Annotated in this window: 25 protein-coding genes; 19 read left to right on the forward strand and 6 right to left on the reverse strand. The window is 58.1% G+C overall.

The annotated features are described in order from the left end of the window. Positions 1-120 precede the first annotated feature (120 nt). Positions 121-540 carry a flavodoxin gene (locus DW850_RS06630; protein WP_117786613.1) on the reverse strand — a complete coding sequence of 140 codons (420 nt, stop codon included), beginning with the start codon at positions 538-540 and terminating at the stop codon, positions 121-123. 46 nt (positions 541-586) lie between these two features. After that, positions 587-1,291 (reverse strand): DUF3793 family protein, encoded by a 705-nt coding sequence (locus tag DW850_RS06635; protein WP_117786614.1) that lies wholly within the window; start codon positions 1,289-1,291, stop codon positions 587-589. Between the two features lie 174 nt (positions 1,292-1,465). Here DW850_RS06635 and DW850_RS06640 point away from each other — a divergent pair, with 174 nt between their 5' ends. Continuing rightward, positions 1,466-1,849, forward strand: coding sequence for a heavy-metal-associated domain-containing protein (locus DW850_RS06640; RefSeq protein ID WP_117786615.1), 384 nt, complete (start codon positions 1,466-1,468; stop codon positions 1,847-1,849). A gap of 26 nt (positions 1,850-1,875) precedes the next feature. Here the strand turns inward: DW850_RS06640 and DW850_RS06645 are convergent, their stop codons facing one another. Together DW850_RS06645 and DW850_RS06650 are read right to left on the reverse strand one after the other, a co-directional pair. Beyond that, complete coding sequence (locus DW850_RS06645; protein ID WP_233540636.1) at positions 1,876-2,301, reverse strand: hypothetical protein; 426 nt, start codon at positions 2,299-2,301, stop codon at positions 1,876-1,878. Further along, a complete protein-coding gene (locus DW850_RS06650; protein ID WP_117786617.1) occupies positions 2,294-3,799 on the reverse strand; it encodes a DNA repair protein in 1,506 nt (501 codons plus the stop codon). The genes DW850_RS06645 and DW850_RS06650 overlap by 8 nt, the downstream gene beginning before the upstream one ends. A gap of 238 nt (positions 3,800-4,037) precedes the next feature. On the opposite strand from DW850_RS06650, the gene DW850_RS06655 reads away from it, so the two are divergent. The 15 genes from DW850_RS06655 to DW850_RS06725 all read left to right on the forward strand — a co-directional run bounded on the left by DW850_RS06655 (position 4,038) and on the right by DW850_RS06725 (position 19,797). Next, positions 4,038-4,562, forward strand: coding sequence for an iron-containing alcohol dehydrogenase (locus DW850_RS06655; RefSeq protein WP_199575612.1), 525 nt, complete (start codon positions 4,038-4,040; stop codon positions 4,560-4,562). A 199-nt stretch (positions 4,563-4,761) separates the two neighbouring features. Beyond that, positions 4,762-6,456 (forward strand): glucose-6-phosphate isomerase, encoded by a 1,695-nt coding sequence (gene pgi / locus DW850_RS06660; protein ID WP_117786619.1) that lies wholly within the window; start codon positions 4,762-4,764, stop codon positions 6,454-6,456. 237 nt (positions 6,457-6,693) lie between these two features. After that, entirely contained in the window at positions 6,694-7,536 is an 843-nt protein-coding gene (locus DW850_RS06665; protein WP_117786620.1) for a Cof-type HAD-IIB family hydrolase, read from the forward strand. Between the two features lie 63 nt (positions 7,537-7,599). Next, positions 7,600-8,259, forward strand: coding sequence for an HAD family hydrolase (locus DW850_RS06670; protein ID WP_370215648.1), 660 nt, complete (start codon positions 7,600-7,602; stop codon positions 8,257-8,259). Between the two features lie 150 nt (positions 8,260-8,409). After that, positions 8,410-9,153 carry a GntR family transcriptional regulator gene (locus DW850_RS06675; protein WP_117786622.1) on the forward strand — a complete coding sequence of 248 codons (744 nt, stop codon included), beginning with the start codon at positions 8,410-8,412 and terminating at the stop codon, positions 9,151-9,153. Positions 9,154-9,371: 218 nt separating this feature from the next. Then, positions 9,372-10,835, forward strand: a complete 1,464-nt coding sequence (locus tag DW850_RS06680) for a YfcC family protein (RefSeq protein ID WP_117786623.1) — start codon at positions 9,372-9,374, stop codon at positions 10,833-10,835. Positions 10,836-10,844: 9 nt separating this feature from the next. Further along, the gene (locus DW850_RS06685; protein ID WP_117786624.1) at positions 10,845-12,428 is read left to right on the forward strand and encodes an amidohydrolase; all 1,584 of its coding nucleotides are present in this window, start codon (positions 10,845-10,847) and stop codon (positions 12,426-12,428) included. A gap of 1 nt (position 12,429) precedes the next feature. Beyond that, on the forward strand, positions 12,430-13,281 hold the full coding sequence (locus DW850_RS06690) for a sugar phosphate isomerase/epimerase (protein ID WP_117786625.1): 852 nt from the start codon (positions 12,430-12,432) through the stop codon (positions 13,279-13,281). A 62-nt stretch (positions 13,282-13,343) separates the two neighbouring features. Then, positions 13,344-14,312: an SIS domain-containing protein gene (locus DW850_RS06695; protein ID WP_117786626.1), complete on the forward strand. Its 969-nt coding sequence runs from the start codon at positions 13,344-13,346 to the stop codon at positions 14,310-14,312. Between the two features lie 13 nt (positions 14,313-14,325). After that, on the forward strand, positions 14,326-15,189 hold the full coding sequence (locus DW850_RS06700; protein WP_035138847.1) for a PfkB family carbohydrate kinase: 864 nt from the start codon (positions 14,326-14,328) through the stop codon (positions 15,187-15,189). 121 nt (positions 15,190-15,310) lie between these two features. Continuing rightward, complete coding sequence (gene frlD / locus DW850_RS06705; RefSeq protein ID WP_117637477.1) at positions 15,311-16,111, forward strand: fructoselysine 6-kinase; 801 nt, start codon at positions 15,311-15,313, stop codon at positions 16,109-16,111. A 27-nt stretch (positions 16,112-16,138) separates the two neighbouring features. Beyond that, positions 16,139-16,999, forward strand: a complete 861-nt coding sequence (locus DW850_RS06710; RefSeq protein ID WP_233508867.1) for an amidohydrolase family protein — start codon at positions 16,139-16,141, stop codon at positions 16,997-16,999. Positions 17,000-17,001: 2 nt separating this feature from the next. Further along, the gene (locus DW850_RS06715) at positions 17,002-17,430 is read left to right on the forward strand and encodes a secondary thiamine-phosphate synthase enzyme YjbQ (protein ID WP_117786627.1); all 429 of its coding nucleotides are present in this window, start codon (positions 17,002-17,004) and stop codon (positions 17,428-17,430) included. 33 nt (positions 17,431-17,463) lie between these two features. Beyond that, complete coding sequence (locus DW850_RS06720) at positions 17,464-18,273, forward strand: BtpA/SgcQ family protein (protein ID WP_117786628.1); 810 nt, start codon at positions 17,464-17,466, stop codon at positions 18,271-18,273. A 6-nt stretch (positions 18,274-18,279) separates the two neighbouring features. Beyond that, positions 18,280-19,797: an FGGY-family carbohydrate kinase gene (locus DW850_RS06725; RefSeq protein ID WP_117786629.1), complete on the forward strand. Its 1,518-nt coding sequence runs from the start codon at positions 18,280-18,282 to the stop codon at positions 19,795-19,797. Positions 19,798-19,876: 79 nt separating this feature from the next. On the opposite strand, the gene DW850_RS06730 is transcribed toward DW850_RS06725, so the two are convergent. Together DW850_RS06730 and DW850_RS06735 are read right to left on the reverse strand one after the other, a co-directional pair. Beyond that, complete coding sequence (locus DW850_RS06730) at positions 19,877-20,659, reverse strand: TatD family hydrolase (RefSeq protein WP_117786630.1); 783 nt, start codon at positions 20,657-20,659, stop codon at positions 19,877-19,879. Between the two features lie 13 nt (positions 20,660-20,672). Continuing rightward, a complete protein-coding gene (locus DW850_RS06735; protein ID WP_117786631.1) occupies positions 20,673-21,470 on the reverse strand; it encodes a ThiF family adenylyltransferase in 798 nt (265 codons plus the stop codon). A 300-nt stretch (positions 21,471-21,770) separates the two neighbouring features. Here DW850_RS06735 and DW850_RS06740 point away from each other — a divergent pair, with 300 nt between their 5' ends. The 3 genes from DW850_RS06740 to ettA all read left to right on the forward strand — a co-directional run bounded on the left by DW850_RS06740 (position 21,771) and on the right by ettA (position 24,610). Next, positions 21,771-22,049, forward strand: a complete 279-nt coding sequence (locus DW850_RS06740) for an autorepressor SdpR family transcription factor (protein WP_117786632.1) — start codon at positions 21,771-21,773, stop codon at positions 22,047-22,049. Further along, a complete protein-coding gene (locus tag DW850_RS06745) occupies positions 22,042-22,746 on the forward strand; it encodes an SdpI family protein (RefSeq protein ID WP_117786633.1) in 705 nt (234 codons plus the stop codon). Before DW850_RS06740 ends, DW850_RS06745 begins: the two co-directional genes overlap by 8 nt. A 184-nt stretch (positions 22,747-22,930) precedes the next feature. Continuing rightward, positions 22,931-24,610 carry an energy-dependent translational throttle protein EttA gene (ettA, locus tag DW850_RS06750; protein WP_117786634.1) on the forward strand — a complete coding sequence of 560 codons (1,680 nt, stop codon included), beginning with the start codon at positions 22,931-22,933 and terminating at the stop codon, positions 24,608-24,610. The last annotated feature ends 147 nt before the right edge of the window (positions 24,611-24,757 follow it).

The raw sequence follows: 24,757 nt of genomic DNA on the forward strand, positions 1-24,757 counted from the left end.
CGTGTCCAAGAAATGGGAGGCAGTTCAATAGTATCCGGCCCCCGTTTTTGTTTGGGCATGAGCGACTGTTGTTGTGCGGTGCTCGGCTGTCAGTTGTCTTGCGACTTTCTGACGGCTTCGTTAGGCCAGCTCCGCTCCCAGAGCCTTGCAGGCCGCCTCGCCCTCATCGTCGGGCGCATCGTAGCAAATGACGGAATCGACGACGTTGACGCCCGCCTCGTCGGCATCGGCCTTCCAGTTGTCCATCCACTCGCCCTCTGCCCACGAATAAGAGCCAAAGAGGACGACCTTCTTGTCGCCGATGGTCTCCTTGACCTCGTCCCACATAGGCTGGAACTCGTCATACTCAAGCTCCTCGGAACCCATGGCGGGGCAGCCGAAGGCAATGGCGTCATAGCTGGCGGCCTTGTCTGCGGAGAAGTCGGCGCAGGAGATGACCTCTGCCTCAGCGCCGGCATCGGTTGCACCTTCGGCGACGAGGTTTGCCATGGCCTCGGTGTTGCCTGTACCGCTCCAGTAGACGACTGCGATCTTGCTCATATGTTTTCCTTTCGGTTGTGCGGCGTGCGGCCGCGTTTTGTATGCTCTATCGGGTTGCCTGGACAAGTTGTCCCAGGGTGCAGCCCTGTTGATAGATGTGGGCAAGGTATTTCGTGCATGCGCGATAGGAATCGAACGTCGCAAGCGCTTGCCCGACATTCGTGTAGACCTTCCAAGGTCCAAAGATCTTGTAGTTCTCGCCATGCTGGACGATGAACTCGTGGACGTCGTCGTAGGGATATCCCAGGAAATAGCCAATTTCGTGTGGGAACTCACAGGTGCAGCCGTTGCCGCAGCTGGCTTGATGGTCCAATGCGCATCGGGTTTGGCCGCATGCGCATTCTGCGGCGTTATTGCTTGCGAGCGCGATGCGCGATGCCAGGTGCGCAAGGCATAATGGCAGATTGTCGGTGTCGTAGCCCTCCTTGGCGAGTGCCGTTTTGGCGCGCAGGTCAGCAAGGTAAGTGGCGAGGCTGTTGGGTCGATATGCGTACACGAGCGCTCCGCAGGGGCGCCAGACCAAAACGCTCAGATGGATGCCGAGCGGATCAAGCTCGTGATTGCACCGGGCGATAACGTTGAGCAGGCGTGCTCGGCGATCTGCGATTGGCGCGGTCGCGCCCGAACCATCCTGATGGGCGTAGACGCCGGGATAGGTAAAGAGCGATGCCGGTTTGATGCCCGCGAGCGTGGGAGAGCAGTTGCGCACGATTGCTGCCTGAAACGTTGGGATGTCTATGGTTCGAGTCACGGCGTTCCTTACGGATCTAAACTGTTAGCCTAGGAAAACTTATACACGAAAGTAAGCCTTGGTCAACAAGAAAGTTTGAAGAGGGAAACTAATTGACCGAACGGACATGATTTTGGGTTAAGATGGGGACACCCCATGGGGGTATCTAGATAGTGCTACTTGAAAGGGGAACGCATGAGTGACTTGCTCAACCCCGCGAATGCCATCGTGCTGGCCGTGATTGTCGTCGGCATGTTCTTTGGCCTGCGGCGTATTGTCGCTTCGACACACGGAAAGAGCTGCTGCAGCGATGGCGCGAGCGGCAAGAAGACTAAGAGAGTTGCGGTGGCCGATACCGATGAATCTCACTGCCCCTACTGCGATGAGTTGCTTATCGGCGGCATGAGCTGCGATGGCTGCGCTCAGAATGTAGCCAATGCCCTCAATGCGCTGAATGGCGTGTGGGCCACGGTAACGTACGCGGACCACACAGCGCGCGTGCGCTCTAAGCGGCCGATCGATCGCAGTGTTCTTGAGGCGGCCGTGAGAGATGCGGGTTACTACGTCATGACGCTGTAGGCCTTGCCTTGGATGCGCATCCTTGTCTAGGCTCGTCCGCGCAGTTCGATGTCATGGATGTCGTCGAAGTCGATGGTGATGTCTCGGAGCTTGAGGAGCTTGAAGGCGGGGAGCGCTTCGACGAGGATACCGGTGCGGGAGCGATAGCCGTACGTATCGTAATAGGTGACGCGGACCAGGTCGCCACGTTTGAGGCCCTCGAACTTATGCGAAAGCTCGAGGGCTTTTTCTTCCGTGAGTTCGCATTTTGGCTCGGCGGTGATCTCTTGTTTGCGCACGAGCTCGTAGTATCCCGTGAGGGCGGCAAAGGGCATAAACTGCGCGGCACGGCCGGCGCGGACGGCGCCGTTGGCGGTGAGCTTGGGGTCGGCGGAGCGACGTCTTCCCTCGGGGTCCGCTAGGCGTTCAAAGGGTGTCGGTGGCCGCATCGGCTGTTGCCGGGACTTAGGCACGATGTCCTCCTACCTGATCGTTGCGTTCGCGCGCGGTGGCGCCGGCGGTAAAGCTTAATCCCTTGACGAGCGCGTTTTTGCCGTACTTGCCCTTTACGGCCAGGACGGCGCGCGCCAGGTCGCGCTCGCGCTCATCGGCCTCGATATCGCCGAACAGATCGATGGTGACAAATTCCTCAGGCATGAGGTTGCCAAAGCCCAGGTTGATACGCTTGACCGGTCGTTTGGGATCGACAGTCTGCGCCCAGAGCTCATCGAAATAGCTCATGATCTTCTTAAACGAATTGGTGCGCTCGGGCAGCTTTCGCGAAGCGTTTGAGTGCGCGAAGAGCGCGGCATAGCCACCGCGCGGTTTGCCGCCATGTTCTCCCACGAAGATGCCATCGATTGCCTGTGCCTCTCGCACCAGGCGGCGCCGTTCGTCATCGCGCTGGACGGGCTTGGGCGCACGGGGTGCGAGCTCGGGGCCGGCGGTTGCGGTTGGCTCGATACTCGACGTGCTCGAGCGCAGGTGCCCGCATCCGTCAACGTATTGCGCCGTGCCGCTGGCGTCGAGGCGGCGTATGTCGGCTCGCTCGTTCGCATAACCCACGAAGAGCGAGATGCTGTCGCACACCACGTGCTTATCGACTAAGTCCAACACGGCACTGTCGACCATCTCGCGCAAGACGGTATAGGCCTGTTCGTAGGCATAACCCTTCGAGAGCACCTGTCCTGTGGTGGTCGAAGTTGCTTGCGGGCGATAGGCTTGGATATCGGCGATGGTTGTCGGCTCGCGCCCGAAGGCATGGTCGATGAGATATTCGGCATTGACGCCGAGCTCGTCGTAAAGCAGGTTTTCGTCGAGCGCCGCGACGCCCATCAGATCGTAGACGCCGTATTTCTCGAGGCGGGCTGCCACGCCGGGACCGATGCCCCAGATATCGGTGATGGGACGATGGGGCCAGATCTCCTTGCGAAAGGTCTCGTCGTCGAGTATGCCGATGCGGCTGGGTGCGTGCTTGGCGGTAATGTCGAGCGCTACCTTGGCCTGGAATAGGTTGGGGCCGATGCCAACCGTTGCCGTGATGCCGGTGCGCCCCAGGACCTCGTCACGCAGCATACAGGCGAAGCCTTCAGCGTCGGTATGGTAGAGGTCCAGATAGGGCGTCACGTCGATAAAGCATTCATCGATGGAGTAGACGTGCACGTCCTGGGGGCTGACGTATTCCAGATAGATACCGTAGATTTTCGCCGACACCTCCATGTAATGCTGCATGCGCGGTACGGCCGTGATGTAGTCGATGCCATCGGGAATTTCGAACAGACGGCAGCGATTGTGTATCCCGAGGTCTTTCATGGCCTGTGTGATGGCGAGGCAGATGGTCGTGCGCCCGCGCGATTCGTCGGCAACGACCAGGTTGGTGGTGAGCGGATCGAGCCCACGGTCGACGCACTCGACGCTGGCATAAAACGTCTTGAGGTCGATGCAGATATAGGTGTGCTGCTCGTGCGCCATCTGTGTCCTTTCATCAAACACATGTTCTTATCGAATACCTGTTCGATAATACCCGCTCATTCGGACATCGTCAAAACCTGCCAAAAAGGGACTGGTTTGTTTTGGTAGGTATGGTCGTGCGGCTGCATCGGGTTTTTAACGCAGCTCTAAAGAGTGCGAAACAGCTCGGAAAACCTCGCTTCGTAGCATGGGCCTAACGATTGATACCGCCTATACGCACGGAAAGGTTGTGGAAAAGATGGTCAATTATGGGTTTGGTATGCCGACGCGCCTTGTTGCGGATGGAGACGTGGCTCGCTGGTGCGGACGATTGGTCGCTCACTACGGAGGCACCAAGGCGCTGGTTGTGCTGGGCGGTGACAAGCATACGCGCGATGAGCTTGTCTCGGCGGCACTCGGCTCGCTTGATCGAGCTCTGCTCGAGCGCGTGCTTTTCCGCTGCGGCTCGGTTGAGGGCGACGGGGGAGACGAGCTGATCGACGAAGCCGTGGCCCTGGCGACCGACGAAGGCGTGGACTTTGTCTTGGCGATTGGCGATGCCGATACTGCCGGCTTTGCACGCGAACTCGCCCGTCGCATGGCGGCGCTCGATGCCGGCGAAGACGGCTTTGTGCCTTATGGATGCATTGTCTCGGAGGGCAAGGTGCCCGCTGCGGTGGGCGCCGGCGAGGCTCCCGTTTTTGCCATCATCGCGCCCGAGCTGCTAGAGGGAATCGGGTCTCCCTTGCGCGAGCTGCTCGGCAGCGTGTGCGCCGCGGCATAATGCCCGCCAGAAAGGGGCAGGTTTATTTTGGTAGGTAAAGCGTTTGACCTGCCAAAATAAACCTGTCCCTTTTTGGTCGGTTGCCGTTTGGGGGCCGATTGGCAACGCTCGCTGATTGTAGTCTTGACCTGCGCTAGAATAGTGGCATCTGAATGTCCGGGCGCATGGAGGCGTGCGTCCGTATGCTGAGGAGGACTTTATGGCAACTGTTGCCGCACCTATCGACGCTACGTCGACTGACGCTTGGAAGGCGCTCGAGGCTCATCAGGAGAAGCTCGAGGCCGAGGGTATTGACCTCAAGGCCTGGTTCGCCGCCGATCCCGAGCGTGTGAACAAGCTGAGCTTTGACGCCGGTGACCTGCACTTCGACCTGTCCAAGAACCTGGTGACCGACGAGACTGTCAAGCTCCTGTGCGACCTTGCCCGCGAGGTGAAACTCGAGGAGCGCCGTGACGCCATGTTCTCCGGCGAGCACATCAACACCACCGAGGACCGCGCCGTCCTGCACACCGCGCTGCGCCGTCCGGCAAGCGAGAAGGGCCAGCTTATCGTCGACGGTCAGGATGTCGTCGCCGACGTGCATGAGGTCCTCGATCGCATGTATGCCTTCGCCGAGCGCGTGCGCTCCGGTGAGTGGAAGGGCGTTACCGGCAAGAAGATCGAGCACCTGGTGTCCATCGGCATCGGCGGCTCCGATCTGGGCCCGGTCATGGCTTACGAAGCCCTGCGTCCCTATGCCGACGCCGGTATCGACTGCCGCTACATCTCAAACATCGACCCCAACGATCAGGCAGAGAAGCTCAAGGGTCTGGATCCCGAGACCACGCTCGTGATCATCGTCTCCAAGACCTTCACCACGCTCGAGACCCTCACCAACGCCCGCGAGGTCAAGACCTGGATGCTCGAGCAGCTCAAGGCTCAGGGTGCCATCGACGGCTCCGATGAGCAGAACGCCGAGGCAGTGGCAAAGCACTTCGTCGCCGTTTCCACCGCACTCGAGAAGGTTGAGGCCTTCGGCATCGACCCCGCTAACGCCTTCGGTTTTTGGAACTGGGTCGGCGGCCGCTATTCTGTCGACTCCGCCGTTGGCCTGTCGCTGATCGTCGTGCTCGGCCCCGAGCGCTTCCAGCAGTTCCTCGAGGGCTTCCACGCCATCGACGAGTACTTCTGCAACACCCCGCTCGAGAACAACGCCGTCGCGCTGATGGGTCTGCTCAACGTCTGGTACGTCAACTTCTTCGGTTCCAAGAGCCACGCCGTGCTTCCGTACTGCCAGTACCTGCATCGTTTCCCGGCCTACCTGCAGCAGCTCACCATGGAGTCCAACGGCAAGCATGTCCGCTGGGACGGCAGCGCCGTGACCTCCGACACCGGTGAGATCTTCTGGGGCGAGCCCGGCACCAACGGCCAGCACGCCTTCTACCAGCTGCTGCACCAGGGCACCGTGGTGGTCCCGGCCGATTTCATCGCCTTCGCCAATACCGCCAACCCTGCGACCGATAGCGGTCAGGACGTGCACGAGCTGTTCCTGGGCAACTTCCTGGCCCAGACCAAGGCACTCGCCTTTGGCAAGACAGCCGACGAGGTTCGTGCCGAGGGCACGCCCGAGCAGATCGTCCCGGCCCGTTGCTTTGAGGGTAACCGCCCGACGACCTCGATCTTCGGCGACACGCTGACCCCGTTCGCACTCGGCGAGCTCATCGCCCTGTACGAGCACATCACGTTTGTCGAGGGCACGGTCTGGGGCATCGACTCTTACGACCAGTGGGGCGTTGAGCTGGGCAAGCAGCTTGCCAAGCAGATCACCCCGGCCTTCCACGATAACGCCGCCAAGGCCGAGCAGGACGCTTCGACCCAGGCGCTCATCGAGTTCTACCGCGCTCACCGCAAGTAGGATTCGCTGCGAAAACTAACGCATAGCCGACAAGGGCCCGTATCCGTTGGGATGCGGGCCCTTTGCTATTTGGATAGGATGGAATGTATCGGGAGGCGCCTCGACGGGCATCGCAATCGTCGAAGGCGCGCCGGCCATGTTTGGGACAATATAATATTTTTCCCGTTGCAAACAGCGCCGCCGTGGGTGTTCTGTATGATGGCTCAGACAAGGTTGCTCAATGACAGGGAGGCACATATGGCAATTAAGGCCATCGCAATGGATATCGACGGTACGCTCACCAACGACCAGAAAGTGATTAGCTCGCGTACGCGCGAGAAGCTGCTCGCGGCGCAGGAATCGGGTATTAAGCTCATCTTGGCTTCGGGCCGTCCCGCATGGGGTCTTCACGCCTTGGCGCAGGAGCTCGACCTTCAAAACCATGATGGTTTACTGGTGGCCTTTAATGGCGCGCATGTGGTCGACGCTCAGACCGATGAGATTCTTTTTGACCAGGCCATGCCGGCTGACGAACTGCACCGTCTGATTGATCACCTGCAAAACTATGATGTGATCCCCATGATTTCGCTCGGTCGCGACTTGCATGTCGAGGACTCGTACCATTGCATGATTACGCTGCCGGATGGCTCGCAGAAGAACATCGTCAAATACGAGCGCGATGCGTGCGACCTTAAGATCCGCGAGGTCGAGAGCTTGCATGAGGTCGTGGATACTTATCCCGTGGACAAGCTGCTGACGGCGGGCGATCCGACCTACCTGCAGGCGCATTACGAGGAAATGTATGCGCCCTTTACCCAGACGCTTTCGGGCATGTTTACGGCCGACTGGTACTTTGAGTACACGGCGCCCGGTATCGACAAGGCCCGTGCGCTCGAGGGTGCCCTGCCCAAGCTCGGCATCGATGCCAGTGAGGTCGTATCGTTTGGCGACGGCCAGAACGACAAGTCCATGATTGAGTGGGCCGGCATCGGTGTTGCCATGGGCAACGCCGTCGATGAGGTTAAGGCTGTGGCCCAGATGGTGACCGCCAATAACAACGAAGACGGTATTGCGGTGGCGCTGGATAAGCTGCTGGGTTAGAATCGCCGATAGTGCATGGTTCGGGCGTCCGCTTGCGGGCGCCCTTTTGTTAGGGAGGGTGCCGTGTCCGCATTTCCGTTCGACGCCGTTATCTTTGACATGGACGGCGTCATCGTCGATACCGAGTATTACTACCTGGGGGAGACTGCCGCGTTTGCCAAGGAGCTTGGGTTGAATCTGACTCAAGAGGAGTTGAATGGACAGGTCGGTACCTCGCATCAGTTCTTCCTGCATATGCTGGTCGATTGGCTTGAGCGCGCCGGTAAAGGGCGCTTCACTGGCGAGGAAGCGTTGGCCCGTTGGGACGAGTGGGCGCATAAGCGTCCGCGCGACTATCAGGCTTTGATTAACCCGGGCGCTGTGGATACGATTCGAGAGTTGCCGCGCCGCGGCGTTCGCGTGGCGTTGGCGAGTTCGTCTCCCATGGACAGCATCGAGGAAGTACTCGATGCATGTGGTCTGTCGGATGCCTTTGAGTACGTGGTGAGCGGCGAACAGTTTAAGGAGAGCAAGCCCGAGCCCGATATCTACCTGCATGCGCTGGACCTGCTGGGGCTGCCCGCGAATCGCTGCTGCTGCGTTGAGGATTCCGTTCCGGGCATTACCGCGGGTAAGCGAGCCGGCCTGACGGTCATTGCCAAGCGCGAGGAGCGCTTTGGCTTTAGCCAGGATGCCGCGGACAAGATTATCGACCAGCTGCCGGAGCTGCTCACGCTTTCTTAGGAGCGCGGTAGTTGCGCGTTTTTCGGGTCTGATGAGTAAATAGCCGACATTTTGGTGCGACACCTAGCATACTTTAAGCTAATGCGGGCTTAAGGACTTGTTGAATGCCCCTAAGCCCGTTTTAGACTTAATTGTGCTTGGAGAGGGTATATGCCACCGACTGAAGGGCTAACTGACGGTAAAGCAGCGATACCGCTGTACCAACAGGTTATCGATATCATCAAAAACGAAATCAACTCCGGTGCCTACAAGGCAGGCGCGCGGATACCCAACGAATTCGAATTGGCTGAGAGCTATAAAGTTGGCCGCGTTACCGTGCGACGCGCTATTGAGGAGCTCGTCCAACAGGGCTATCTAACGAAGCGACAAGGGAAAGGCACGTTTGTCAATGCCCCCAAGCTCAAACGCAAGATTCGCCAGAAGGATGACGTCCAGAGTTTTTCGGACGCATGCCGCGTAAACGGAATGGAACCGGGGGCGCGTGTCATTTCGAGAAAGATACTGCCGGCGGATTCCACCGAAGCACAGTTCTTTGGTGTTCCCGTTGGAACTGACTTGATCTGCGTTGAGCGCGTGCGTACTGCCGATGGCGTCCCTGTCATGCTCGAGAACAACATATATGTTTACGAGGACAACGCCTATCTATCAACGGCACCTCTATCTAACCAATCCATTTTTGAGTTCGTGCGCAACCGGACGGGCCGCACGCCCGCGTTTACCGACCCATGCACGCTTGAGATCGCGTGCGCGTCGCCCGAGGTCGCTCGGTTGTTGGCAGTTCCCGTTGGCGAACCCTTGTTTTATATGGAAGCCTTCTTTTTCGATGAGCAGCGGCGGCCGTTTATCATCGGTCGTCAGCGGATCGTTGGGTCTCGCTACGTTTTTGACATCTAGGACATTGCGTATGGAAACGCCCGGTGAATCATCTCACCGGGCGTTTTCATACCGTTCACGGCGCAAACGCAACCGTTCAACCGCGTTGCGGCAATCAGTTTGAAATTATCTTGATGACGAGAAAAGCTGCTGGTAATCTATAGAACGTCATAGAACGTTTGCCTTGTGCAAACGTTGAGGCGAGATGCGATGCAGTCTCGAGTTCTTTGGAGGTATCTATGTCAGATACGAAGGCGAAGAAGACAAACAGACGTTTTAAGTTCAAATTACCGCATGTCTATACGATCATGTTCTTGCTGATCGTTGTCTTTGCGGTCTTGACTTGGATCGTTCCCTCTGGTCAGTATCAGCGCAAGATGATTTCGACAGCGGCGGGCGAGCGTGAAGTCGCCGTTGCTGGAACCTATGAACAGGTCGATAAGAACTACACCGATTCCGAGACCGGCGAGACCATCAATCTGGGTCAGGATATCTTCGCGGTCCTGCAAGCGCCCACTAAGGGCATCCAGGAGGCTGCCGACGTCGTTGCGTTCGTCTTATTGATTGGCGGGTCGTTCGCAATCATCACCAAGACCAACGCTTTGAATGCCGGCATGAGCCGTGTGATTAAAAAGCTCAAGAACAAGGACATCCTCATCATTCCCATCACGATGACGTTGCTGTCCATTTGCGGCACCACGTTTGGTATGTCTGAGGAAGCCCTGCCGTTCTATGCCATCTTCATTCCCATCATGATGGGTATCGGTTATGACTCGATGACGGCATTCATCATCTGCTTCCTTGGTCCTAACCTGGGATATTGTGCTTCGACCATCGACCCGTTTAATGTTTTGATCGCCCAGGGCATCATTGGCATCGAGGGCAATCCGCAACTGTGGCTGCGCGCCGTTTCTTGGGTCATCTTCACTGCCGCCGGTATCGCATGGGCTATGCGCTACGCCATGCGCGTCAAGAAAAACCCCGAGTCGTCCATTACGTACGAGGACGATAAGCTCAAGCGTATCGAGTTTTCCGTGACCGATGTCTCCATCGAGGAAGAGTTCACTACCCGTCAGAAGCTCGTGCTTATCGATTTTGCTTGCGGTATGGGCATTATCGTCTGGGGTCTTGTTACCCAGGGTTGGTACATGAATGAGATTTCCGCCGTGTTCCTTGGCATGGGCTTGCTTGCCGGTATCCTGGGCGGTCTTGACCAGCAGACGATTGCTGAGGAGTTCGTTAAAGGTCTCGCCGACTTTGCGTACGCCGCCATCGTTATCGGTATTGCTCGCGGTATTCTGGTCATCGCCGAGGGCGGCATGATCATCGACACCATCCTCCAGGCGCTCGCTACTGCGCTCGCCGGTGCACCCGCCGCCGTCTACACCACGTTTATGTATATCGTCCTTGGCCTGCTCTCTTTGCTGGTTCCCTCGAGTTCTGGCCTGGCGGCACTCACCATGCCCGTTATGGGCCCCCTGACCGAGCTCATGGGCCTCAATCCCGAGGCGGCCGTTACCGCGCTCCAGTTTGCCAACCAGACCATCAACACCATCAGTCCCGTGGCGGGCATGACGGTTGCCGGCCTTGGCGTGGCTAAAATTTCGTTTGGCCAATGGTGGAAGACCATTTGGAAGTTCTTCATCTTCATGGTCGTGTTTGGCTTGGTCATTACTGCCATTTCTGGCATGCTTCCGGCGTAGGTGATTATAATGTCCGATCGTTTGACGGTCCTGACGTCTAAGAGTGTCTTTACCGGTACGGGGGACCTGCCGTTTGAAGGTTTCGTAGCGGTCCGTGACAATCGAATTGAGGCGGTTGGCACCAAGTGTGAGGTAGCTTCGTATTTGACCCAGGCGGACGAGGTGGTTGACCTGGGCGACCGCACCGTCATGCCTGGCCTGATCGATGTGCATACCTTCTATACAGGTTGGGCGCTGCGGACGTTGGGGTCTGATCTGTCCGGCATCGCCGATGCCAAAGAGGCCGTGTCGCTCTTGCGTGCATGGAAAGAAGATCATCCGGATTGCGCGGCGGCTTTTGGCCACAACCTGCCCGAAACGTTGGCATCGGATGCCGAGAACGCAAATACGGCAGCTGTGTTTGACGATTGTTTTGGCGATATCCCTGTCGTCTGCTTTACACCGGGTGCGGAGACCTGCGTTCTCAATGCTGCCGCCAGTGCGCGATACGGCTTCACACCCCAGGCGTGCTATGCCGAGAAGATCTGGCGCATGATGAGCGATTTCCTCGCGCTGCCCGAGGTACGTGCGGGGTATTCGGACTACATGGGCATGCTTAACGAGCGCGGCGTTACCGCCATCAAGGAGATGGCGTTTGATGACTACTACGGTTTTGCCGACGAAATGGCTCGCCGTGAGGAATCTGGTGAGCTGACGGTTCGCGTCTCTATGATGTCGCAGCCGGTGGGTGCCGGTGCAAATCTGTCATATGCTCGCGAGGCACGAGAGCGCTTCCGGGGTCCGTTCGTTCGTTTTTCTGGCTTCAACCGTATGACCGATCGCGGCGTATGGGCGGGGCTTGCCGAGATGATTGACCCCTATGAGGACACGGCCGATGCGGGCGCTGCCGGCAAGACGGTTGTCGAGGAGCCCGAGTGGGATCTGATTGAGAACGAGCTGCGCGCAATTGATGCTGACGGCTTCCGATATTCCTTGCATTGCCAGGGCGATGGCGCCGTTCGTCGCACCGTGGCGCTCTATGCCTCGCTGCCTCGAGACGAGCATGGACGGTTGCTTCGCCGCCATGCGATTACCGATCTCGAGAACTCTGATCCGACCGATCTTGTCGAGTTTGGCAAGTTAGGTGGAATTTGCGAGGTCTATCCGCAGATTTTGACGCTGGACCGGCGCGAGGATTGCCTGTCGATGATGCGTCGACAAATTGGCGAGACGCGACTTTTGCACAGCTGGAATCGCCGCGGCATGGAAGATTCCGGATGCACGGTGTGCTGTGGTACGGATTTGCCGCTGCTGATTCCGAGCCTGGGCGAGTCAATCTACAGCGCGTGCGGCGGATACTTCGACGATGGACTGCCCGTGAATGAGGCCAACGCGCTGACACTTGTCGAGCTCTTGCGCGCTTGGACTGCCGGGGGCGCGTACGATCTGATGCGCGAAGACGAACTGGGTACGCTCGAGGTCGGCAAGCTTGCCGATATCTGCGTGCTCGATCGGGATGTGTTCGACCTCGATTATCGCGACGCACGCGATCTTTCGGTTGATATGACGATGTCGGACGGACAAATCGTGTTCGATCGAAATAAGGAGGCATAAGATGTCTGAATCCAAACCGACGCTGCGCCGCGAACAGATTGCGGGCATGAATATCCACTACATCATGTGGTCGCTCGATTACTTCCTTGATGTGCAGCAGCGTTTGGGCTTTGAGTCCATTGAGCTGTGGTGTGCAGAGCCGCATGTGACACTCGACCATACGGGCTACTTTGAGGCTGAGGTCCTGGCGAAAAAGGCTGCAGACCGTGGGCTTAGGTATCGTACTCTGTGCCCCGAGAATGTTGTCTATCCTTGGCAGTACTGCGCACGCAAACCGCTGCATGAACAGCGCAGCCTGGCGTACTTTAAGCACGGCATTGAGCTTGCCGAGGTACTTGGGTGCGACCGTATGTCCGTCAACTCGGGCTGGGGCGACTGGGACGAGGACCGCGAGGACGCCTGGAAGCGCAGCCGCGAGCACTTGTCCATTCTGGCGGAGTATGCCGGCGAGCACGGTCTGGTGCTTACGATGGAAAGCCTGCGTCCCGAGGAGAGCAACCTTGTGACGACGGTTTCCGATGCGAAGCGCATGATTGACGAGGTCGCGAGCCCGTACTTACAGCCCATGGTTGATACAACCGCGATGGGCGTTGCGGGCGAGACGCTCGAGGACTGGTTTGCCGCCTTTGGTGATGGGGCAATTCACGAGATGCACTTTATCGACGGCGACCCGTATGGCCATCTGGTGTGGGGCGATGGCAAGCACGATATGGACGCCTTCGTCGCCACACTCAACGCCCATGGTTTCGACGGCATGCTGGGCCAGGAAATCACGGACGGCCGTTACTACGATGACCCGGCGGCGGCAGATGCCAAGAACATGGCCGCATTCGAGAAATATCTGATTGACTAAAACAACTATCGGCCACGCAGCCAACGTCATTGATTGCGGACTAAACAAGAAAGGAACTGGATATGAACGCACACGATCTGATCAAAGAGGCAATTGCCGAGAAGGGCAAGTTCGACAGCGTCTACTGGATTGCTTGCGGTGGCTCCATGATCGATTTGATCCCGGCTCATGAGCTTCTGCAGCGCGAGGCAACCACCTTCACTTCGTATATCTATACGGCTCGCGAGTTTGATATCATGCGTCCGCGCCGCTTGGGTGAGAAATCCCTGGTCATTGCCTGCAGCCACAGTGGCAACACCCCCGAGGTCGTCGAGGGCTGTGAGATCGCCCTTGCCGCCGGCGCTACGGTGATCGCCCAGACCGACAACGCTGGATCCAAGATTGACTCTGGCAAGTGGACCACGTGGGTCTACCCGTGGGGCGAGGGTGTGCCGCAGGCCGAGGTCCCCGCTGGCATTTCGCTGTCGCTTGCGGCAGAGCTGCTCGATCAGCAGGAGGGCTACGTCGATCTTGCCGATATGTATGCCGGTATCGCCGAGATGGATAAGATTCTTCCCCCGGCACGCGAGAAGGTAAATGCCGAGCTGGGCGATCGTTTTGCCAAGCTTTGCCAGGAGCATGAGTTCTTCTATATTCTGGGCAGCGGTCCCAACTTTAGCCAGACCTACGGTTTCGCTATCTGCTCTCTTATGGAGATGCAGTGGCAGCACTGCAGCTACATCCACTCTGCCGAGTACTTCCATGGCCCCTTCGAGGCTACTCAGGATGGCGTTTTTTACTTCCTGCAGATGGGCTCCAGCGAGTGCCGTGCTATGGACGAGCGCGCCCTGGCGTTCCTTAAGACGCATACCGATACGCTGATGGTGCTCGATGCCAAGGAGTACGGTATGGAAGCCGTGCCGGCGAGCGTCCGTGCCTATCTGGACTCGGTGCTGTTCTACGCCATGAACTGCGAGCTGCGTGCCGCACGCGGCAAGGTGTTTGACCATGATCCCGATTTCCGTCGCTACATGGGCGTCGTCGAGTACTAGAAGGGTAAATACCATGGCATTTAACGTTAACGCGCTCGGATTTGGCGACAACGTCGTCGACCGCTACGAGCATATCCACACCATGTATCCTGGCGGCAACGCGGTGAACTTCGCCGTTTATGCCAAGAAATGCGGTGCCGCACGCTCCGCATACATGGGCATTTTTGGCAATGACGCCGCTGCCGAGCATGTCATTGCAAGCCTCGAGGATGAGGGTATCGAACTTGACAAGTGCGAGCAGATGATTGGCGAGAACGGAGCGGCTCGCGTGACCGTCGTTGACGGTGACCGTGTCTTCCTCGGCTCCAACGAGGGCGGTATCCGTGGCGATGCGCGCTATGTCCTCGATCGCTTTGACCTTTCGTACATGAAGCAGTTCGATGTGGTTCATTCGGGCAACTATTGTTTTACCGAGCGCGAGCTGCCCAAGTTGAAGGCTGCGGGCGTCACGGTCTCTTTTGACTTTTCGGACGACTCCACCGACGAGTACTACGAGCAGATTGCGCCCTACGTCGATTTTGCTTTCTTTAGTGCGGCGGATGCCGCGAGTGAGGACGAGATTCGCGAGCGTCTGGCATGGGTGAAGGGCCTGGGTCCGCGTTTTGTGTCGGCTACGGCGGGCGCCGAGGGCTGCATTGCTTACGACGGCGAGCGTTATTACCGCCAGCTGGCTAAACCGGTAACGGACATGAAGGACACCATGGGGGCGGGCGACTCGTTCCTCACCTCGTTTTTGATGTGCTATCTCGATTCCGCCAAGCGTGGTGAGGATGGCGCCGAGGCCATCGAGCGCGCGCTCGATTTTGCTGCCGGGTTTGCCTCGACCGTGTGCGGCATGGAAGGTTCTTGGGGTCACGGAGCACCAATCGTCGAATAGCTTAAGAAAGCGTACGGCGGTCTGGCTATGAGGCCTTGGATAGCCGATGCAAAACAATAAGCGAAACGCGAAAAGGGGGCTCGTTATGTGGTGGGTCCCCTTTTGAACATTGGAGAAGAGTATGGGTATTAAAGCGTGTGCGGCTGGTTTTTGCTGCGCGGACGTCTATCAAAACATCGGCGTGTTCTATCCGACTGGCAACGGCATTGACTGGGGTATCCATCTTGCACGAATGGGCGTTTCGGTATCCGCCGTGTCGGTTGTCGGCAAGGACGAGTACGGAGACAAGATGAGGGAGGCGCTGGCCGCTGAGGGGTTCGATATCTCACACCTGCGGGTGGAGGATGGCGACACTTCGGTGATGCTCATGGCATTGAAAGACGGCGTCGATCGTGTGCATCTCGAGGCAATCGATGGCGTAATGGAGACATATCGACCGAATGAAGACGACCGGGCGTTTATCCTAGAGCATGACATCATCCATACCGACCTGTTTGGCAATTGTTTGGACCTCCTGCCCGAGTGGCATGATGCGGGCAAGACGGTGGTTATGGACTTCTCGGTGTTCAGCCAGGATCCCGAATATGCCTGCGAGAATCATTTTCCCTACGTTGACTACGCATTTATGTCGTTTGAAGATGACACTCCGGAGCTACGAGACTGGGTACGTCACGCGCAGGAATTGGGGCCGCGCGTTGCGGTTGCCACGCTTGGCGAGAAGGGAAGCATTGCCTATGACGGTGAGCGCTTCTATGAGTGCGGGATCGTGCCGGCGGAGAAGGTCGTTAATACCGTGGGTGCCGGCGACTCGTATATCGCCGGGTTTACCAAGGGCGTGATCGATGGCCTTGATATTCCGGCGTGTATGAAGGCGGGCGCTGAGCTGTCGTCCCGAGTGATTGGTTCTTTTGAGCCGTACTAGGGTCAAATGCCTGGAAAGGAGTACGAAATGGTTATCGACATGTTGGTCCATCCTATGCTCTACGGCGAGATCTGTACGCCGGGTGATGAGCCTGATGGATTCGGTTTTTGGTCACGAGAATTTGGTATGGGGCATATGGGCCCCATGGATTGGGATGAGCTTCAAGTCGAGATGGACGTCTGTGATGTGCAGAAGAGCGTGCTCATGCCGCTCGATGTAACCACGGCATGCGGAGGGCACTTTGGCACCAATGACCAGATTGCCATGCTGGTTGCCGCACATCCCGATCGTCTGTGGGGATTTGCGAGCGTAGACCCGCAGGTGAGCGGTGCCGCAGACGAATTGGAGCGCGCCTTTACCGAGTTGGGGGCAAAGGGGCTTTGCCTGCATCCTGCAAAGCAGGGTTTTGCCCCCGATGATGCTGTGGCCGAGCCGCTTTACGAACTGTGCGAGCGCTATAACAAGCCGGTGGTTTTCCATGCCGGTATGTCTTGGGAGCCGGGCGCAGAGCTCTCGCGCAGTAACCCGCTTGCATTTGAGCACACAATCGCAACGCATCCAAATGTGCGTTTTAGTTTGACCCATTTTGGCTGGCCCTGGGTGCGCGAGACCGTGGCGATGCTGCTCAAGTATCCCAACTGCTACGCGGACACCTCTATCACTTACATCGATTCGCCCGAGGAGATGATGCAGCGTCTTTTCACGGTCGATATGGGGCCGCTGTGGTATGAGCGCGCGCTATCGCACCAAGTGATGTTCGCCAGCAATACGCCGCGCTTCCGTGCATTCAAACTCAAGCGGGCGCTCGATACCGTGCCCATGCGCGATGATGCGCGAGAAAGGCTCTACTGGGGTAATGCCCTGCGTTTTCTTGAAGGGGATGAGTGAACATGGTGACGCTCGAGACATTGAGCTATCTATCGACTGCTCCGGACCAGTTCATCGATATTACCGAGGACGTGCACGCTGCCATCGAGCGCAGCTCGGTGACCAATGGCTTGGCGGCGATTATTTTGTCGCATACGACCTGCGGAATCGTGGTAAACGAGGGGCTGCCCTGCGTGGAGACGGATCTTATGGAGACGCTTGATCGCATCGCCCCACTCGATGCCCCCTATGCGCATGCACACTTCCTGCCGAGCTATGGAGCCACCGGTAACAACTCCTGTGGGCATATCAAGAGCATGATTAGTGGAAACAGTTGCTTCTTTCCCGTCCAAGATGGCCACATCGTGTGCGGAGGTGCCCAGAACATCTATCTTGCGGAGTTTGACGGTCCGCAGAAGCGAAAGGTGTACGTCGAGGTGCTGGGGGAGTAACGTCCCTGCAATGACCCTAAGAAGGAGCACGTAATGTCGTTTCTAACCTCGATGTTCAAGACCGAAAAGCCGGTTATCGGAATGCTGCACCTGCGTCCTCTGCCGGGCGATCCACTGTATTACCCGGGCGGAAGCGTGTCGCAGGTCGTGGAAGCCGCCAAGCGCGATCTCGAAGCGTTGCAGCAGGGCGGTGTCGATGGCATTTTGATTACCAATGAGCTCTCGATGCCCTATGAGCAGCACGTTTCTCCCTCAACCCTTGCATCGATGGGCTATGTAATCGGGGCTCTATCCCATGATCTGTCGACTCCTTGGGGAGCTGAAGCTATTTACGATGGTGATGCCACAATCGAGCTGTGCGCTGCCGTCGACGCGCAGTTCACGCGCTGCAATTTTTGCGGTGCCTGGGCCGGTGATCTCGGGCTGATTAACCGAGATTTCGCTCACACCATGCGTCGCAAGGCGGCGCTGCGCCTGGACGACCTCAAGCTTTTTCACTTCATCACGAGCGAGGGGGAGGTTTATCTCAACGACCGCACGACTGCGGACATTGCCGATTCACTTCTCTTTAATTGCCTACCGGATGCGATGGTCATCGGCGGTTCGGCTGCCGGTCGTGGCGCTTCGGGCGAGCTTGCCGATGAGGTCCGCGAGCGTGTTGGCGAAGTGCCCGTGGTATGTGGCACCGGTTGTCGCGAAAATACCGTGGCTGACGTATTTGCTCACTACGATGGCGCGTTTGTCGGCACGTGCTTAAAGCGCGACGGAAAGCTGGATGCCCCGGTTGATGTTGAGCGGGTAGCTCGTTTTATGGCTGCCGCTCGTACGGCGCGAGGGGAGTAGGCACCTATGGCGCTCTATCTGGGTATTGATATTGGGACAAGCGCCTCTAAAGGCGTTTTAATCGATGATCGATGCAACATCGTTTGCCAAGCCTCTTGTGGACACGAGACGGACAACCCGTGTGACGGATGGTACCAGCATGATGCGGAGGCAGTTTGGTGGGGCGATTTTTGCCGCCTGTCGCGCGAGCTGGTGGCGCGATCGGGGGTTAACGCGGCACAGATTGGATGCGTGGGCCTTTCCGCATTGGGTTGCGACTGTGTGCCGGTCGATACCGAGTGCAACGCGCTGGCGCCCGCGATTTTGTATGGAGTCGATGCACGTTCGAAGCCGCAGATTGACGAGCTTCTTTCCGAATATGGGTCAGATCGCGCGCGCGAGCTTTTCGGGCACGATCCCTGTTCGTCAGATATTGCTCCTAAGATCTTGTGGTTTAAGGAGAATATGCCCGAGGTGCACGAACGTGCCGCGAAGTTCCTGACGGCGTCATCGTTTCTGTGCGCAAAGTTGACGGGGCGTTTTACGGTGGACCGTTATTTGGCGGAGGATTTTCTTCCCCTATATGACCGCTACACTTGGAAGGTTGATGCTCGGGAATGTGCTCGTTTCTGCCGGCCTGACCAGATGACGGAGGTAATGTCGGCTACCGATATTGCCGGGGTGATTACGCAGCGTGCGGCTGAGGCGACGGGGCTCGCGGCAGGGACACCTGTCTTAGTGGGAACGGGCGACTCTGGTGCCGAGGCCATTTCGACGGGTGTATTCCGTCCCGGCGATATGATGGTTCAGTTGGGGAGTACGGCGTATTTCATCTACCTAGCTGATCATATGATCGATGATGCCCGTCTGTGGCCAGGGACGTTTATCATTCCCGGAACTTACGGGATCTGCGCGGGGACCAATACGGCGGGTGCGCTCACATCGTGGCTGCGCCAAGAGCTGTATCGCGACGCCGTAGAGGCCGAGGGCCACGGTGGCCCCGATGCATATTCGGTTATGGCGCATGATGCCGCCGACGTGGCGCCGGGTGCCGATGGGCTCCTGTGTCTGCCGTACTTTGCGGGGGAGCGTACTCCGCTCAACGATCCCGAGGCGCGTGGCGTCTTCTTTGGCTTGACCGGAAGGCATACGCGAGCCCATATGGTTCGCGCCGCCTTGGAAGGCGTCGCGTATACCGTTGCATCCCATGCCGACATTATCGAGCGGGAGCATGGACTGCTAATTGGGCGCATTATGCTTGTCGGAGGTGGAACCAAGAATCCAGTTTGGATGCAAGCTATCGCCGACGTATGCGGGCGCGAGGTCTCGGTTGCCAAGGTTACGGTGGGCGCATGCTTCGGTGATGCCATCATGGCAGCTCTCGCAGGTGGCGCCTATGCATCATGGGATGAACTCGCCCGAGTCCTTGGCGTTGCGCAAACAATCGTGCCCGATATGGCTGCCCACGAGTTATATGCGTCGCGTCGTCATATCTTTGACGAATTGTATGCACGCAACCGTGATCTCATGCACGAATTGGTGTAATGCCGCCGAACTGTACCGCCTTCCAATAGGGACTGCGTTGTGCGATTCGCATGTCCCTTGGCATTTTTGCCCACAGGGGTTAGCGAAGGTCAAAAACAGAGTGCGCATTTGCTAAAACTGTTGACTCGATGCGCTTTATGTCACAGTTTTTGAGTGAGGCGATGCGCATCGAGGCTCTTGTGAGCGATTTGATGAGCGACTGCGCGCTTGTTTCCGTGTTTGGCTCGGCCGGCGCATCAGTCTCGAGTAGTAGACGGTCGAGTGGAATCTGTCGGGCGTATTCGCGCCCACGTTTGGTGACGAGCATGCGCTCGCTGACGGAAAAATAGCAGCCTGCATCGCGCGCGCGGACGAGTTCGTCCGAGGTGCCGCTAAACCAGTGGAAGATGATAACGGGGGAGTCGGAGTTTGGGATGAGTAGTCCATGCGATTCGAGGACGTCCAGTACGGTTCCTGCCGAACGAACGGCGTGAATTGATATCACGCGCCCGGCAAGAGGATGCTGCACAAGTGCATCGCAGAGCCGGTCAAGTGCCTGTATTTGTAACGGCTCGCTTCCAGCAAAGCGTGCGGAAAAGTCGAGCCCGATCTCGCCGATAAAACGCTCTTGTGCAGCGACTTCGCAAAGCAGGTCTATTTCGGTAGCGCTGCATCGACCGTCGGCGAGCCACCAGGGATGGAGCCCTACGCCCGCGATGATGTACGGGTAGTGACTGGCGCGTGTTTTTGCTGCCGCGAAGTCGCGTGGGTCGACGCCGCAGTCAAATAGACCCAGGCCCAGTGCCGTCGTCTCATCGGCAACGGTATCCGGGTAGGCCATCAAATCAAGATGACAGTGTGCATCAAACAGCTGCGGCGCCATCGCGGCATCCCTGCTAGTCCAAGCGCTGGCCGTCGGCGCGCACGCGCTCGGTGCCGCGCCCGCTGATCTGGCGGATAACCTCGCCGGCAATCATCTGGCCCATGATGGGCGGCATGAAGCTCGCGGTTCCCAGCTCGGTACGCTCGTGGATGTTGGAAGGGTCGCGGGGTTGAGTCTTAACCGACTCCTCGCAGCTAAACAGTACGTGCAGGCTCTTGATGCCACGCTTTTTGCATTCTTTGCGCATAATGCGGCTCATGGGGTCACGTACCGTATCGAAGATGTCGGCAAAGCGGAGGCACTCGGGATGGAGCTTGTTGGCCCCGCCCATGGAACTAACCAAACGAATGCCGTGGTCCTGAGCATATTTGGTAATGGTGAGCTTGGCCGAAATGGTGTCGATGGCGTCGACGACGTAGTCGAGCTTGCCGTCCGTCTGCTCCAAAACGCTCGCGAAGAAATCATCGATGTTGTCGCTCAGCAAGTATTCAGTTCGCTTGATGACGGTGGCGGCGGGATTGATGTCGTGGATCATGGCTTCCATCACGTCAACCTTGCGCTTGCCGACGGTGCTGTGAAAGGCGATGGCCTGGCGATTGATGTTGCTGGGCGCGATGATGTCCTTGTCCAGGATCACGAAATGGCCGATGCCGCCGCGGGCGAGTGCCTCGCAGCAGTTGGAGCCCACGCCGCCGCAGCCGAGCACCAGCACCGTGGCGTTGGCGAGTTTATCAAGCGCCTCGCGGCCCATGATGATCTCGAGCTTGGTGTCGCGTGTCTCGACGGGACCTGCAGCTGCGGTTTCGGTCATAGATATCCTCCGATGGGGAAGCGGATCGATTTTTGGCTAATGTCATTATAGGGACTATCACGATTCCATTTGAGCCCTAGGGGCTTGTTGAAATGAGATTGGGATTCGCATAAGATGAAGCAGATGGCACCCGTTGCCGCGGGTTAGCCAACTCCGAAACACGTTTATGGCGTGAGAAGTGGCCGTCTTCGCATTACGCGGGGGCGGCTATTTTTTTTGAGTATAAGATTAGACAGTTAGACAAACATCTAAATAACGAGTATAGTGTGCGCGTCGTGAGAGATAGTGAGAGGAGGCTCTATGCCGGGAGAGGGTTTTAAGGCGCTGGCCGATCCTACGCGGCGGCGCATCTTAGAGCTACTGCGCGAGGGCAACTGCACGGCGGGGGAGCTTGCTGCGCATTTCGATATCAGCAAGCCGTCGCTCAGCCATCATTTGGCGACGCTTAAAAACGCTGGGTTGGTGACCGACGAGCGTCATGGTCAAAACATCGTATACAGCTTAAACACCACCGTCATGCAGGACTTGATCGGTTGGTTCATGGGCTTTACAAACACTGAAGGTGATAAGAATGAATAACGAAAACAAGGGCATTCATACCACGGGGGTATCGTCGCGCGTGTGGATTGCGCTGGTCGCTCTGTGCGTCGTCAACGTCGTAGCGCACCTCATGGTGATGCCGAGCTTGCCGGCGCAGATTCCCACGCACTGGGGAGCGAGCGGCGCCGTCGACGGTTGGGGTCCCAGCTGGATGGCCTCCGCGCTCGGCGCGTTGCCGCTGGCGCTTCTCGCGATGTTCTACGTGGTGCCGCGCATCGATCCCAAAGGCGAGGCATATCGAACCTCGGGCAAGTTCTACCAGGGCTTCGTAATCGCTTTCACCTTGTTCATGTGCGCCATAAGCTGGCTGGGAGAGCTTACGGTCTGGGGCGTGGTGCCGGCGGTCGGTTCGGTCAACGTGCTGATTTCCGGTGCTGTCGGTTTGCTGTTCATCGGCGTAGGCAACTACTTGCCACGTGTGAAGCAGAACTATACGCTCGGTATCAAGACGCCCTGGGCGCTTGCCGATCCCGAGAACTGGCGCCGTACGCAGCGTTTTGGCGGCGCCTGTTTTATGGTGCTGGGCGTTGGTCTGATTGTGATGGGCGTGGCGGGTAGCGTACTTTCGAGCGAAGTCGTCGCCGCGGTGATTGCGGTTCTGGCGCTTGGTTCGGCCGGAGCTGCCTATGTCTACTCGTATCTGCTGTGGCGCAAATCGCAGCGAGCCGCTCGTTAAGGTTGCGGAAAACTAGCGTACGCAGTTCATAGTGTGTTAAGGGGGACTTTTCCCAGGTAGTATTAGGGGGCGTGGGCAACCATGCCCCTTTTTCGTTAAGTTTCAGAGCTGGTTTCCTCATTTCGTTTCCACTAAAACGAAACAAGAATAGGGAAACAGCAGGTAGAAAGGATAAAACAGGCAAATGGCAGAGTTTATCTACCAGATGTATCAGGCTCGCAAGGCCCATGGCGACAAGGTGATCCTTGACGACGTGACCCTGAGCTTCTACCCCGGTGCCAAGATCGGCGTCGTGGGCCCCAACGGTATGGGCAAGTCGACCCTGCTCAAGATCATGGCCGGCATCGAGGAGGTCTCCAACGGCGATGCCAGGCTCACCCCCGGCTACACCGTGGGTATCCTGCAGCAGGAGCCGCCGCTCGACGACGACAAGACCGTCATCGAGAACGTGCGCATGGCATTTGGCGACATGATCGCCAAGGTCGATCGCTTCAATAAGATCGGCGAGGAGATGTGCGACCCGGATTGCGACATGGACGCCCTCATGGCCGAGATGGGCAAGCTCCAGGACGAGATCGACGCCGCCGACGGCTGGGATATCGATTCCAAGCTCGGCCAGGCCATGGACGCCCTGCAGCTGCCCGATTCCGACATGCCGGTCAACGTACTTTCCGGCGGCGAGCGCCGTCGCGTGGCCCTGTGCAAGCTGCTGCTCGAGGCTCCCGACCTGCTGCTGCTCGACGAGCCCACGAACCACCTGGACGCCGAATCGATCCTGTGGCTCGAGCACTTCCTGCACAACTACCAGGGCGCGGTGCTTGCCGTCACACACGATCGCTACTTCCTGGATAACGTTGCCGAGTGGATCTGCGAGGTCGACCGCGGTCACCTCTATCCCTACAAGGGCAACTACTCTACGTATCTGGAGACCAAGGCCGCGCGTATCGAGGCTCAGGGTAACCGCGATGCCAAGCTCGCCAAGCGCATGGAGGCCGAGCTTGAGTGGGTACGCAGCTCGCCCAAGGCCCGTCAGGCCAAGAACAAGGCCCGTCTGGCTCGCTACGAGGAGATGGAGGCCGAGGCCCGCGCAAGCCAGAAGCTCGACTGGACCGACATCCGCATCCCTGTGGGCCCGCGTCTGGGCAACAAGGTGCTCGAGGCTCATCACCTGCACAAGGAGTTCGATGGCCGTGTGCTCATCGACGATCTTTCGTTCACCCTGCCGCGCAACGGCATCGTGGGCGTGATCGGTCCCAACGGCGTGGGCAAGACCACACTGTTCAAGACCATCGTGGGCCTGGAGCCGCTGACCTCGGGCGAGCTCGAGATTGGCGAGACCGTCAAGATCTCCTACGTCGACCAGAGCCGTTCCGGCATCGACCCCGATAAGAACCTATGGGAGGTCGTCTCGGACGGCCTGGACCACATGATGGTGGGCGAGACCGAGGTTCCGAGCCGCGCTTATGTGGCGAGCTTTGGCTTTAAGGGCCAGGACCAGCAGAAGCGCGCTGGCGTGCTCTCCGGCGGCGAGCGCAACCGTCTGAACTTGGCGCTTACGCTCAAGCAGGGCGGCAACCTGCTGCTCCTCGATGAGCCCACGAACGACCTCGACGTCGAGACGCTGTCCTCGCTCGAAGCGGCGCTGCTCGAGTTCCCGGGCTGCTCGGTGGTCATTAGCCACGATCGTATGTTCCTGGACCGCGTCGCCACGCACATTCTGGCGTGGGAGGGCACCGACGAGAATCCGGGCAACTGGTATTGGTTCGAGGGCAATTTCGAGGCCTATCAGGCCAACCGCATCGAGCGCCTGGGCGAGGACGCAGCCCAGCCGCATCGTATCCACAGGAAACTTACCAGGGACTAGTTTGATGTGGCAAAGGGACAGCCCCTTTGTCACACGAACTTATGCTCAACCTGGGAAAATAAAAAAACGCGGCGAACGTTTTTGTGACGTTCGCCGCGTTTTGCTATTCGTTGGATTCTTCAACCTTGTCGACGGTCCAGGTGGCTC

It is taken from the genome of Collinsella sp. AM36-4AA, assembly GCF_003467795.1.
GTDB lineage: Bacteria > Actinomycetota > Coriobacteriia > Coriobacteriales > Coriobacteriaceae > Collinsella.